This is a genomic window from Brevundimonas sp. D3-1P (assembly GCF_055809335.1).
The window spans coordinates 2824356-2836951 of sequence record NZ_CM147908.1; the positions used below are offsets into that span (position 1 = coordinate 2824356).

10 protein-coding genes and 1 tRNA gene are annotated in these 12596 nt (G+C 67.9%); 9 read left to right on the forward strand and 2 right to left on the reverse strand.

Annotation, left to right across the window (positions count from 1 at the left end; genetic code table 11):
• The first annotated feature begins 16 nt into the window (after nucleotides 1-16).
• The 3 genes from acs (at nucleotide 17) to AC0L6G_RS14310 (ending at nucleotide 3127) form a co-directional block, all read left to right on the forward strand.
• Nucleotides 17-1954, forward strand: coding sequence for an acetate--CoA ligase (acs, locus tag AC0L6G_RS14300; protein ID WP_293827242.1), 1938 nt, complete (start codon nucleotides 17-19; stop codon nucleotides 1952-1954).
• Nucleotides 1955-2026: 72 nt separating this feature from the next.
• A complete protein-coding gene (locus AC0L6G_RS14305) occupies nucleotides 2027-3031 on the forward strand; it encodes a bile acid:sodium symporter family protein (protein ID WP_293827244.1) in 1005 nt (334 codons plus the stop codon).
• Nucleotides 3032-3053: 22 nt separating this feature from the next.
• Nucleotides 3054-3127 (forward strand) — tRNA-Gly (locus tag AC0L6G_RS14310).
• Nucleotides 3128-3242: 115 nt separating this feature from the next.
• Here the strand turns inward: AC0L6G_RS14310 and cysN are convergent.
• Both cysN and cysD read right to left on the reverse strand, forming a co-directional pair.
• Nucleotides 3243-5156 carry a sulfate adenylyltransferase subunit CysN gene (gene cysN, locus AC0L6G_RS14315; protein WP_293827245.1) on the reverse strand — a complete coding sequence of 638 codons (1914 nt, stop codon included), beginning with the start codon at nucleotides 5154-5156 and terminating at the stop codon, nucleotides 3243-3245.
• Entirely contained in the window at nucleotides 5156-6103 is a 948-nt protein-coding gene (gene cysD / locus AC0L6G_RS14320) for a sulfate adenylyltransferase subunit CysD (protein WP_293827246.1), read from the reverse strand. The genes cysN and cysD overlap by 1 nt, the downstream gene beginning before the upstream one ends.
• A gap of 362 nt (nucleotides 6104-6465) precedes the next feature.
• On the opposite strand from cysD, the gene AC0L6G_RS14325 reads away from it, so the two are divergent.
• From AC0L6G_RS14325 to AC0L6G_RS14350, 6 genes are all read left to right on the forward strand, one after another.
• Nucleotides 6466-8265: a long-chain-acyl-CoA synthetase gene (locus tag AC0L6G_RS14325; protein ID WP_293827247.1), complete on the forward strand. Its 1800-nt coding sequence runs from the start codon at nucleotides 6466-6468 to the stop codon at nucleotides 8263-8265.
• Between the two features lie 96 nt (nucleotides 8266-8361).
• Nucleotides 8362-9228 (forward strand): flagellar motor stator protein MotA, encoded by an 867-nt coding sequence (motA, locus tag AC0L6G_RS14330; protein WP_291538532.1) that lies wholly within the window; start codon nucleotides 8362-8364, stop codon nucleotides 9226-9228.
• Nucleotides 9229-9335: 107 nt separating this feature from the next.
• On the forward strand, nucleotides 9336-9620 hold the full coding sequence (locus AC0L6G_RS14335) for a hypothetical protein (protein ID WP_293827248.1): 285 nt from the start codon (nucleotides 9336-9338) through the stop codon (nucleotides 9618-9620).
• 174 nt (nucleotides 9621-9794) lie between these two features.
• The gene (mnmC1, locus tag AC0L6G_RS14340) at nucleotides 9795-11624 is read left to right on the forward strand and encodes an FAD-dependent 5-carboxymethylaminomethyl-2-thiouridine(34) oxidoreductase MnmC1 (protein WP_473252514.1); all 1830 of its coding nucleotides are present in this window, start codon (nucleotides 9795-9797) and stop codon (nucleotides 11622-11624) included.
• A 26-nt stretch (nucleotides 11625-11650) separates the two neighbouring features.
• Nucleotides 11651-12055 carry a DUF6491 family protein gene (locus AC0L6G_RS14345; protein WP_293827251.1) on the forward strand — a complete coding sequence of 135 codons (405 nt, stop codon included), beginning with the start codon at nucleotides 11651-11653 and terminating at the stop codon, nucleotides 12053-12055.
• Nucleotides 12056-12140: 85 nt separating this feature from the next.
• A complete protein-coding gene (locus AC0L6G_RS14350) occupies nucleotides 12141-12596 on the forward strand; it encodes a hypothetical protein (RefSeq protein WP_293827253.1) in 456 nt (151 codons plus the stop codon).

Consider the following 12596-nt stretch of genomic DNA (forward strand, 5'->3'; position numbering starts at 1 on the left):
GCCGGAGACGCCTTTCGTGCCTGATCTCGACCTCTATCCCGTCCCCGCCGACTGGGCCGCCAAGGCCCATATGAACCGGGAGGCCTACGAGGCCGCGCGGATCGCCGCACGCGAGACCCCGGACGCCTTCTGGGCCGAACAGGCCAGGCGTCTGGACTGGATCACGCCCCCGACCAGGATCAAGGACGTCTCCTTCAAGAAGGAGGATTTCCGCATCCGCTGGTTCGAGGACGGCGTCCTGAACGTTTCGGCCAACTGCATCGACCGTCACCTGCCCCACAGGAAGGACGAGACGGCGATCATCTGGGAAGGCGACGACCCGGGCGACAGCCGCCGCATCACCTATGGCGAGCTGCATGCCGAAGTCTGCCGCATGGCCAATGTGCTGAAGGCGCACGGGGCCAAGAAGGGCGACCGGATCACCCTGTATCTGCCCATGATCCCCGAGGCCGCCTACGCCATGCTGGCCTGCGCGCGCATCGGGGCGGTGCATTCGGTGGTGTTCGGCGGCTTTTCGCCCGACAGCTTGTGCGGCCGGATCGAGGACTGCGGCTCCAACCTGATCATCACCGCCGACGAGGGCCTGCGCGGCGGCAAGCATGTGCCGCTGAAGGCCAATGTCGACGAGGCGCTGAAGAAGGTGAAGGTGGATGCCGTCCTGGTCGTACGCCGCACCGGCCGCGACGTGCCGATGACCGAGGGCCGCGACTTCGACTATGGTCTGGAGGCGGCCAAGGTCAGCGCGGACTGCCCGCCCGAGCCGATGAACGCCGAAGACCCGCTGTTCATCCTCTACACCTCGGGTTCGACCGGAAAGCCCAAGGGCGTGCTGCACACCACGGGCGGATACCTGTTCTGGGCCGCCTGGACCCACGAATTGACCTTCGACTACCGCACCGGCGAGGTCTTCTGGTGCACCGCCGACGTGGGCTGGGTCACGGGCCACAGCTATCTGGTCTATGGGCCTCTGGCGAACGCCGCCACGACCCTGATGTTCGAGGGCGTGCCCAACTATCCCGACTCCAGCCGCTTCTGGCAGGTGGTGGACAAGCACAAGGTCGAAATCTTCTACACCGCCCCCACGGCCCTGCGCGCGCTGATGCGGGAAGGCGACGCTCCGGTGAAGGCCACGTCGCGCAAGTCGCTGCGCATTCTCGGCACCGTCGGCGAGCCGATCAATCCCGAGGCCTGGCGCTGGTATCACGAGGTCGTCGGCGACGGCCGCTGCCCCATCGTGGACACCTGGTGGCAGACCGAGACGGGCGGCCATCTGATCACGCCGCTTCCGGGCGCGACGGACCTGAAGCCGGGTTCGGCCACCCTGCCCCTGCCCGGCGTCGAGCTTCAGATCGTGGACGCCGAGGGCCAGCCTCTGGAGGGCGCCGTGTCGGGCAATCTGTGCATCACCGACAGCTGGCCCGGCCAGATGCGCACCGTCTATGGCGACGACCAGCGGTTTTTCGACACCTATTTCTCGACCTATCCGGGCCGCTACTTCACCGGCGACGGCTGCCGTCGGGACGAGGACGGCTATTACTGGATCACCGGGAGGGTGGACGACGTCATCAACGTCTCGGGCCACCGCATGGGCACCGCCGAGATCGAAAGCGCCCTGGTGCTGCACGACATCGTCTCCGAAGCGGCGGTCGTCGGCTATCCCCACGACATCAAGGGCCAGGGCATCTACGCCTATGTCACCCTCAGGAAGGGCGTGGAGATCACCGAGGACCTGCGGCGCGAACTGATCGCCCATGTGCGCCAGGAAATCGGCCCCATCGCCGCGCCCGACGTGATCCAGTGGGCGCCGGGCCTGCCCAAGACCCGCTCGGGCAAGATCATGCGCCGCATCCTGCGCAAGATCGCCGAAAACGAGATCGGCTCGCTGGGCGACACCTCGACCCTGGCCGATCCGTCGGTGGTGGACGATCTGGTCAGGAACCGGGCCGGAGCCTGATCCCGAGCCGGGTTCCCAATCGGCGGCGGCGCGCCCTATCGTGGGGTCCGCCGCCGCAGTCTTGAGTCCTCCATGCTTCGTTTTTTGAGCCGCCTGCCGATCGACCGCTATCTTCTGGCCCTGGTCGGCATGGTGGCGCTGGCGGCGATCCTGCCGGCGCGCGGACAGGCGGCCGAAGTGATGGAGGGGGTGGTCACGGCGGCCATCGCCCTGCTGTTCTTTCTGTATGGCGCGCGGATGTCGCCGGCGGCCATCGGTGCGGGCCTGATGCACTGGCGGCTCCAGGGCGCGGTCCTGCTCAGCACTTTCGTCCTGTTTCCGCTGCTGGGGCTGGGCCTGGTCTTCCTGATGCGCGGATCGCTGCAGCCGGACCTGCTGACCGGAATGCTGTATCTGTGCCTGCTGCCGTCCACGGTGCAGTCGTCCATCGCCTTCACCTCCATCGCCGGCGGCAATGTCGCCGGCGCCTTGACCAGCGCCAGCCTGTCGAACCTTTTGGGCGTGATCGTCACGCCGCTTTTGGTCGGCCTGATGATCGGGGGCGCAGGGGGCGGGATTCATCTGCAATCCATCCTGGACATCGGCCTGCAGATCTTGGCGCCCTTCGCCGTGGGACAGATATGCCGTCCGCTGCTCAAGGATTGGCTGGGCCGCCGCGCCAGGCTGACCGGCCTGGTGGATCGCGGCTCGATCCTGCTGATCGTCTATGCGGCCTTCAGCGAGGGCGTGGTCGCCGGCGTCTGGTCCCAAGTCGCGCCGGCCGACCTGGCGAAGGTGGTCGGGCTGAACATCGCCCTTCTGGCCGTGGTGCTGAGCCTGACGCTGGCGGCCGGGCGGCTGTTGCGGTTCGAAAAACCGGATCGGATCGTCATCCTGTTCTGCGGTTCCAAGAAAAGCATGGCGACCGGCATACCGATGGCCGGCATCCTGTTCGCCGGTCACGCCGTGCCGCTGATCGTCCTGCCGATCATGCTGTTCCACCAGATTCAGCTGTTCGCCTGCACTCTGATCGCCCAGCGCTATGCGCGCGAGAACGCCGCGGCCGCCACGCCGGCCTTGAGCCCGGATCGGCCATGAGCTAGACCCCGTCCAGGCCATCGCGGGCATGATGTAGTGGTAGCCTGAAAGCTTCCCAAGCTTTTCGTGCGGGTTCGATTCCCGCTGCCCGCTCCAGGTCCAGCGAGGCGGGGCGATCCGGCGGACAGGCCCGGTTGGATCGGAAGGGATGTCGGTCCCGAAGCCCGCCGCAAACAGCCAAGCTCCCGCGCGAGGACTGCGATGCCCCGCGTCAGATGCTGAAGTCCTCGTTCCAGAAGCGGCCGTTCAGCCAGGCGACGATCCGTTCGGCCGCCTGTTCCGCCGACATGGTGGTGGTGTCGACCACGATCTCGGGGCTTTCCGGCGGCTCGTAGGGGCTGTCGACGCCGGTGAAATTCTTCAATTCGCCGGCGCGGGCCTTCCTATACAGCCCCTTGACATCGCGGGCCTCGGCAACCGCCAGAGGGGTGTCGACGTGGACCTCGACGAACTCGCCCTCGTCCAGCAGGCCGCGGGCCATCCCGCGTTCGGCCCGGAAGGGCGAAATGAAGCTGACCAGGACGATCAGGCCGGCGTCGACCATCAGTTTCGACACCTCGGCCACGCGGCGGATGTTCTCGACCCGGTCCTCTTCCGTAAAGCCCAGGTCGCGGTTCAGGCCGTGACGGACGTTGTCGCCGTCCAGCAGATAGGTGTGGCGGCCGTCGGCGTGCAGGCGCTTCTCGATCAGGTCGGCGATGGTCGACTTGCCGGCGCCCGACAGGCCGGTCAGCCAGACGACCCGCCCGCGCTGGTTCTTGATCGCGGCGCGCGCGGCCTTGTCCACCGACAAGGCCTGCCAGTGGATGTTGTGGGCGCGGCGCAGGGCGAAGTTCAGCAGGCCCGCGCCCACCGTCCGGTTCGAGATCCGGTCGATCAGGATGAAGCCGCCCAGGTCCTTGTTCTGGACGTAGGGGGCGAAGGCGACGGGGACGTCCAGCGACAGGTTGCAGACCCCGATCTCGTTCAGCTCCAATCGCTTGGCCGGCTGCTGTTCCAGGGTGTTGACGTTCACCTTGTGCTTGGGCTCGGTGATGGTCGCCCCGACCAGCTTCGCCCCCAGTTTCAGCAGATAGGGTCGTCCGGGCAGCAGGGGCTCGTCGTCCATCCAGACCACCGTCGCCTCGAACTGGTCGGCCGCTTCGGGCGGAGCGTCGGCCGAGGCCAGGACGTCGCCGCGCGAGACGTCGATTTCGTCGGCCAGGGTCAGGGTGATCGACTGGCCGGCGACGGCCTGGGCCAGGTCGCCGTCGGCGGTGACGATGCGGGCCACCGTCGAGGTCTTTCCGGACGGCAGGACGCGCACCGGATCGCCCGGCCGCACGGTCCCGGCGGCGATCTGGCCGGCAAAGCCGCGGAAGTCGAGATCGGGCCGGTTGACCCATTGCACCGGCAGGCGGAACGGGTCGGCCTGGAGATCGTCGCCGACCTCCAGCGTTTCCAGCAGGCCCATCAGCGGCGGGCCGGCGTACCAGGGCGAGCGGGGGCTGGCCTCGGTGACGTTGTCGCCGCGCAGGGCCGACAGGGGGATGGCGTCGAACCGCGTCAGGCCGATCTGGCCGGCGAAGGCGTGAAAGTCCGCCACGATCGCGTCGAACACCGCCTGCGACCAGCCCTTCAGGTCCATCTTGTTGACCGCCAGGATCACGTGGCGGATGCCCAGCAGGCTGACCAGATAGGCGTGCCGCCGCGTCTGGGTCAGCACGCCGCGCCGGGCGTCGATCAGGATGACGGCGGCGTCGGCGGTCGAGGCGCCTGTGACCATGTTGCGGGTGTACTGCTCATGGCCCGGCGTGTCGGCGACGATGAATTTGCGCCGGTCGGTCGAGAAAAAGCGATAGGCCACGTCGATGGTGATGCCCTGTTCCCGCTCGGCGGCCAGGCCGTCCACCAGCAGGGCGAAGTCGATGTCGCCGCCCTGGGTGCCGACGCGGCGGCTGTCCGACTCCAGCGCCGCCATCTGATCCTCGAAGATCATCTTGGAATCGTAGAGCAGCCGGCCGATCAGGGTCGACTTTCCGTCGTCCACGCTGCCGCAGGTGATGAAGCGCAGCAGGCTCTTGCGCCGGTGAGCGTCCAAATAGGCGTCGATGTCGCGCGCGATCAGGTCGGATTGGTGAGCCATCAGAAATAACCGTCCTGCTTCTTCCTCTCCATCGAGGCGGACTGGTCGTGGTCGATCACCCGGCCCTGGCGCTCGGAGGTGGTGGTCAACAGCATTTCCTGGATCACCTCGGGCAGGGTCGCAGCCGTGCTCTCGACCGCCCCGGTCAGGGGATAGCAGCCCAGGGTGCGGAAGCGGACGGACCTCATCTGCGCCGTCTCGCCGGGGCGCAGCCGGAACCGCTCGTCGTCCACCATGATCAGGGCGCCGTCGCGTTCGACCACGGGGCGCTTGGCGGCCAGATAGAGCGGCACGATGGGTATCTGTTCCAGGTGGATGTATTGCCAGACGTCCAACTCGGTCCAGTTGGAGATGGGGAAGACGCGGATGCTCTCGTCCGGCCGCTTGCGGGTGTTGTAGAGCCGCCAGAGCTCGGGGCGCTGGTTCTTCGGGTCCCAGCGATGCTGGGCGGTGCGGAAGGAGAATATCCGCTCCTTCGCCCGCGACTTCTCCTCGTCGCGCCGGGCGCCGCCGAAGGCCGCGTCGAAGCCGTGCAGGGACAGGGCCTGTTTCAGCCCCTCGGTCTTCCACAGGTCGGTATGCAGGGCCGAGCCGTGGTCGAACGGGTTGATCCCACGCGCCACGGCCTCGGGGTTCCGATGCACCAGAAGTTCGACGCCCAGATCGGCCGCCGCCCGTTCGCGCATCGCGTACATGGCGCGGAACTTCCACGTCGAATCGACGTGCAGCAGCGGGAAGGGCGGCCGGGACGGATAGAAGGCCTTCTTGGCCAGATGCAGCATCACGGCCGAATCCTTGCCGATCGAATACAGCATGACCGGGCGCTCGGCCTCGGCCGCCACCTCGCGCAGGATGTGGATGCTTTCGGCCTCCAGCCGTTGAAGATGCGTCAGGCGCGTGGGGGCGGGCAGGGCGATGCGGTTTCTGGTCAGGGTGGCGATCGTCACCGGGCGTCTCCGTCGAACGCCATCTGACAACGCCAAGGCGCTGCACGGGACAAGCGATGGATACTGTCGCCGGCTGTGAGAATTTCAGCCGCCGCGCCCGAACCGCTAGCGGAACATCCGCGCATTTTCGCTGGGCGGAGACAGGGGGAGCGCGCCTCGACGCATCCGGCATCGACCAATTGCGGCGATAAAAAGCACAGCGCGCCTCTGGATTTCCCCGGCGTCAACCGCACAAATGGATCACGGCTGGCGGCAATCGGCTGGGTTCGCAGCGCCCTTGCGGACCGGGCTGTTGACCGCACGCCCCGCCATCGTCCATCACCGGATAGGGCGGATAACGAATAATGGGAGTTGCGGCGCGTATGGGGTTTGTAGCGAATATCCGTCGGGATGTCCGGTTCGCGCGCGGCCTGTTCCGCCTGCTCAAGCGCATCAAGCCGATCCAACTGGATAGCGATGTCCTGGTTTGCGACGACTTCGAGGAGGCGGTCGACAAATTCCCCGACAACATCGCTATCGACGACGGTCAGCGCACCCTGACCTATCGCGACCTGGACGCCATGGCCAACCGCTTCGGCCACTGGGCCAAGAACCGGGGCCTGCGCCGCAGCGACACCATCGCCCTGATGATGACGAACCGGATCGAATATCTGGCGGCCTGGATCGGCTTTTCGAAGGTCGGCATCGCCACGGCCCTGATCAACACCAATCTGAACGGCCAGGGCCTGGCGCACTGTCTGGCCATCTCCAACGCCTTCAACGTCGTCGCCGACGAGGATTGCTGGCGCCAGATCGAGGAGGCGCGGCCTATGGTCGACCACAACCTGGCCCTCTGGGTGCTGGGATTGCCGGACGATCTGGAGACCAGCGACCGGCGCGGTTTGGACAAGCCGGTGCGTGGCGGCTCTTCGGTGCGCCCGTCCAAGACGGCGCGCGAGGGCATGACCAACCGGGATACGGCGCTCTATATCTACACCTCCGGCACGACGGGCCTGCCCAAGGCCGCGCGCATCCCCCATTCGCGCGCCCGCACCTATATGCGAGCCTTCGCCGGGGCCACGCGCTCGACGCCCGAGGATCGGATCTTCAACGTCCTGCCGCTCTACCACTCGACCGGCGGCCTGGTCGGCGTGGGGGCGGCCCTGCTGAACGGGGCGCGGCTGGTCATCCGCAAGAAATTCTCGGCCACCAGCTTCTGGCCCGACGTGCGGTCGTCGGGGGCCACCATGTTCGTCTATATCGGCGAACTTTGCCGGTATCTGGTGAACAGCCCCTCGGTCGAGGACGAGACCAAGCACAAGCTGCGGCTGGCCTTCGGCAATGGCCTGCGCGCCGACGTCTGGCCCGATTTCCAGTCTCGGTTCCGTATCCCCGAAATTCTGGAATTCTACGGCTCGACCGAAGGCAACGTCTCCCTGTTCAACTTCGACGGCAAGCAGGGCGCCATCGGCCGGGTGCCCAGCTATCTGAAGAAGCAGATCAACATTCGCCTAGTTCAGTTCGACCTCGAGACCGAACAGCCCATTCGCGGCCCTGACGGCCTCTGCCGTCTGGCGCGCATCGGCGAGGTGGGCGAGGCCATCGGCGAGATCGGCAACGACATCCGCCACGACTTCTCGGGCTATGCCGACAAGGCCGCGTCCCAGAAGAAAATCCTGACCGACGTCTTCAAGAAGGGCGACCGCTGGTTCCGCACCGGCGACCTGATGAAACAGGACGCCGAGGGCTATTTCTACTTCGTGGACCGGATGGGCGACACCTTCCGCTGGAAGGGCGAGAACGTCTCGACCTCCGAGGTGGAACAGGTGCTGATGGATGCGCCGGGCGTGACCGAGGCCATCGTCTATGGCGTGCCGGTTCCGGCCCAGGACGGCAAGGCGGGGATGGCCGCCCTGGTGGTCGAGGGCAAGTTCGACGCCCAGGCCTTCTCCGACCATGTCGAGGCCAAGCTGCCCGCCTACGCCCAGCCCGTCTTCCTGCGGCTGATCAAGGCGGCGGAAACGACCGGCACCTTCAAATACCGAAAGGCCGATCTGGTCGCCGACGGCTTCGATCCCGAAAAGACCGGAGCGGCGCTTTATGTGCGTGGCGGCAAGTCCGGCTATCAGAAGCTGACGGCGACGGCGCGCACGGCGATCCTGAAGGGCGAGGGGCGTCTCTGATCACTGGTTTTCGGTCGCCGGACGCTGTTCGCGAAACGCGGTCTTAATGATTAATGGGGATGATCCCGACCTCTCGCGTCAGGATCGTCCGCCCCAATGTTCCAGATCATCGGCATCGTCATGCTCTTCGGCATGGTGTTCGGCAGCTATATCCTGGCGGGCGGAAAGTTCGGCGTCATCGCCCATGCCCTGCCGCATGAGCTGATGGCCATCGGGGGCGCCGGCGTCGCGGCCTTTCTTATTTCCAACTCCCTGCCGGTCATCAAGTCGTCTCTGGCGGGCTTCGGCAAGGCGTTCGCGGGGCCGAAATGGAAGAAGCAGGACTATAAGGACCTGCTCAGCCTGCTGTTCCAACTGACCAAGACGATGAAGTCCAAGGGCGTGGTGGCGCTGGAAAGCCATATCGAAAAGCCCAAGGACTCCCCGATTTTCCAGAAATACCCCAAGGTGCTGAAGGACCATTTCGCTGTCGACTTCATCTGCGACACCCTGCGGATGATGACGATGAACCTGGAGGATCCGCACCAGGTCGAGGATGCGATGGAAAAGCAGCTGGAAAAGCACCATCACGAGCATCTCGAGCCCGCCCACGCCCTGCAGAACCTGGCCGACGGCCTGCCGGCCCTGGGCATCGTCGCCGCCGTTCTGGGCATCGTGAAGACGATGGGCTCCATCACCGAGCCGCCCGAAATTCTGGGCGGCATGATCGGCGGCGCCCTGGTCGGCACCTTCCTGGGCGTCTTCCTGGCCTATGGGCTGGTCGGCCCGTTCGCCGCGCGCCTGAAGGCGATCATCGACGAGGAAGCCGCCTACTATAAGATCATCCAGTCGGTGCTGGTGGCCCACCTGCACGGCAACGCGGCCCAGATTTCGGTCGAAATCGGCCGGGGCGACATTCCCTCCACCGCCCAGCCCTCGTTCGGCGAGATGGAAGAGGCGCTGAACAACATCACCGCCGACTGAGCCGGATCGACGCAGCACCGATCCCGGCTTGCCCCCGTCGGGGGCGCGGTCCTATCGTCCGGCGGGCCAGAGGCGCGCCGCCTCGCGAACCTATTCGGAGACCCCTCATGCGTATGTCCGCCCTCGTCGTCGCCTCAGCCGCCTTCCTGGCCGTCGCGGCCTGCAGCAAGGCGCCGGAAGACAAGTCCGAGGCGCCCGCCAGCGACGCGGTCGAGGCCGCCGGCAGCGCCGAGGAAGCGGCCCTGACGGTCGATCAGGCCGCCCGCGACGCCGAGGCCGCCGCCAACCAGGCCATCCAGAACGACGCCGCCGCCGCCCCGCCTCCCACCCCGCCGGTCGAGGGCGCGACGCCGACCACGCCGGAGCCGACCCCCGCGCCGTCGGGTCACTGATCCGACCCGTGGCCGTCTTCGCTTCCCGCGTCAGCGGGCTTTGCTTGCGACCGTCCTCTATCGGCATCTTGTCGCCAGAAGCTGGGACGCCGCTGACGCTGGAAGGGAAGACCGACACCCAGGGTTAAGCACGGCCTTTTTCGTCCGGGCGGCGAAGATGCTAAGGCCCTGCGGATGAGCCCCCACGACGTTTCGCCCCAACTGACCTGGACCGATGACGGAGAGCCGCGATCGGGTCGGTTCGGCGACGTCTATTTCTCGCGCGACGACGGCCTGGCCGAGACGCGGGCGGTGTTTCTGGACGGCTGCGGCCTGCCGGACGCCTGGCACGGGCGCGCCGCCTTCACCGTGGCGGAACTGGGCTTCGGCACCGGACTGAACATCGCGGCGCTGCTGGACCTGTGGCGACGCACTGGCCCGGCGGACGGACGGTTGCACGTCTTCTCCGTCGAGGGTTTTCCTATGACGGCCGCGGAAGCCGGGCGCGCCCTGGCGAACTGGCCGGAACTGGCCGACGCCGCCTCGGGGCTGTTCCAGGCCTGGCCGGCGCCGACGCCTGGTTTTCACCGGATCGACCTGCCGGGGTTCAAGGCGGTCGTCGACTTGGCCGTCGGCGATGCGGCCTGGGCGTTGGAACAGTGGTCGGGCGCCGCCGACGCCTGGTTCCTGGACGGGTTTTCCCCGGCCCTGAACCCCGGAATGTGGTCGCCGGAGGTGATGGACCGGATCGCCGCCCGCTCGGCGCCCGGCGCGCGGCTGGCCACCTTCACCGTTGCGGGGGCGGTGCGGCGCGCCCTGGCCGAGCGCGGCTTCGTCGTGGACAAGCGCCCCGGCCACGGCCGCAAGCGCGAGCGGCTGGAAGCCCGCCTGTCCAGCGCCGCCGAACCCGAGGTCCTTCCCCGCGTCGCCGTGGTCGGCGCGGGCGTCGCCGGCGCGTCCGTCGTTCGCGCCCTGAAGGCGCAAGGGGTCCGGGCGACGGTGTTCGAAGCGGACCGGCCGGGTGCCGGAGGCTCGGGCTTTCCCGCCGGTCTGGTCACGCCGCGCCTGGACGCCGGCGATATGGGCGTCGCCGCGCTTCACGCTCAGGCGCTGGCGCGCGCCCGCGCCCTCTACGCCCGAACGCCGGGCGCCGTCGTGGGCGAGGGGGTGCTGCAATTGCCCCAGGCGCCGCGCGACCGGGCGCGCTTCGAAAAAATCGCCGCCCAGCCGATCTGGCCCGCCGGCGCCATGGCGGTGCAGACGGTCGAGGCTGCCGACGCCCTGGCCGGCGAGCCGGTCGGGGAGGACGGGTTGAGGATGGTCGACGCCTGCGCCGTCCGCCCCGCCGCCATACTGACCGACTGGCTGGCGGGCGCCGAGGTCCACTCGCCGCAGGTTGCGGTTCTGGCGCGTGCGGAAGGCGGTTGGCGGTTGTTGGATCAGGCCGGCGCCGTCCTGGCCGAGGTCGATGCAGTGGTCGTGGCCGCCGGTTGGGGCGCCGCCGAACTGCTGGCGAAACACGCCGCCGCGCCGCGCCTGTCGCCGGTGCGCGGCCAAGCTGACTGGGTCGAGGACGGAAGGGCGGCGCGGGCCGTGGCGTGGGGCGGCTATGTCGCCCCCACCGGCGCGGGCCTGCTGTATGGCGCGACCCATGATAGGGGCCAGATGGATGTGACGCCCCGGCCCGCCGACAGCGTGCGCAACCTCGAAACCCTGCGCGCGCGCCTGCCGGCGTTTGCCGATCGCGTCGCTTCGGCGAAGGTGAAGCACAGCCGGGCCGCCATCCGCGCCACGACGCCCGACCGGCTGCCCCTGGCCGGGGCGCTGGACGACGGCCTTTATATCCTGGGCGGCCTGGGGTCGCGCGGCTTTTGCGTCGCGCCCCTGTTGGGCGAGCATCTGGCGGCCCTGATCCTGAACCGACCCTCGCCCCTGCCGCGCGATCTGGCCGGCCGCGTCTCGCCACGGCGCTCCGCCGTCCTGGCGAATTCGCTTGCGCCCAACGTGCCCCGGCGAGAGGGTTGAGGCGGGGCTGTCGTCAGGAGAACACCATGCTGCGTCTTGTCCTTTTTTCGGCCGTGGTTGGGGCCCTGGCCCTGGCTCTGGCCGCGTGCGCCCCCGCCGGGGCCGATTTGACGCCCGCCGTCGCCCAAACGACCGCCAATCCCTGTTTCCAGCCCAATCTGGTTCGAAACTTCAGCGCCCCGAACGAGCAGACGCTCTATGTCCGCACATCCGCGACGGAGGTGTTCCAGATCGACGCGACCGTCTGTCGCGATCTGCCCAGCGCCCTGTCCATCGCCCTGGAGCCCATGGCCGGGACCAGCCGGCTGTGCGTCGGCGACCAGGCGCGCCTGCGCAGCCCCGCGATCAGGCCCGAGCCATGCCGTGTCCGCGTCGCCCGCAAGCTGACGGCGGAAGACATCGCCGCCCTGCCGTCGCGCAACCGGCCCTGATGCGCCGCTGAAAGCCTGCTTGACGGCGATTGAAATTCGCCGCGTCCAGGTATGAAATGATCGCCTTGCCTGGGGAGGAAAGAGGATGATCAGGACCAAGAAGATCGCGGCTGTCGCGTCGGCGGCCGCTTGTGCGGCGCTGGGGCTGGCGTCGGCGGCGAGGGCGGAAAGTTGGGCGGCCTTCTCGCGCAGCGACGCCACCGTCTATCTGCTCGATATCGACGCCCTGACGCCTGTGGACGGCGTCGTGACCACCAGGATGGCGCGGGTCCATGCGCGCGGCGACGCGGCGGACCTCAGCCACGAAACCGAAGAGGTGATGGTGCGCTGTTCGGACGGCCAGTCCCGCTCGGGCGCGACCGTCGCCTATGGCGCCGACGGGGCGGAGACCGACCGCTATTCCGAGGACACGCCATGGGAGGCGACGCCGGCCGGCGGCGTCTATGGCGCCATCAAATCCTTCGCCTGCGAAGACCTGCGCCCTCAGGCCGCCCGCTTCCCCACCATCCAGGCCTTCATCGCGGCCGGACGCGGCCAATAG